The following is a 253-nucleotide window of genomic DNA, read 5'->3' on the forward strand; positions in this document are numbered from 1 at the left end:
GAGGTCATCATCGAAAATACTAAAAGACCTGAGTATCCGCTTTTACCAAACGCTACGGACCGCTACTTAGAGTATCTCGTTCGGAACGACGAAGCCTCTGCCCAACTCAGTCTTGATACTAGTGAAAAATTTCAGATGCTAGCAGCTTGCAGCCAGGTTCGCAGTAACGCTCGCTGCATAGCCGCAGAATGCTCCCTCAGCAAACTTAAAGGAAAGTGACTTTTGTGCTTCTGCGCCTTATGCAGCTTTTCCT

At 47.4% G+C, this 253-nt stretch carries 1 protein-coding gene; it reads right to left on the reverse strand.

Annotated features, from left to right (window positions below):
- Positions 1-131: 131 nt before the first annotated feature.
- On the reverse strand, positions 132-179 hold the full coding sequence (locus SB847_RS21670; RefSeq protein ID WP_410578757.1) for a hypothetical protein: 48 nt from the start codon (positions 177-179) through the stop codon (positions 132-134).
- Positions 180-253: the final 74 nt, after the last annotated feature.

The organism is Bacillus sp. SIMBA_026 (assembly GCF_046535335.1).
GTDB classification, from domain to species: Bacteria; Bacillota; Bacilli; order Bacillales; family Bacillaceae; genus Bacillus; species Bacillus velezensis.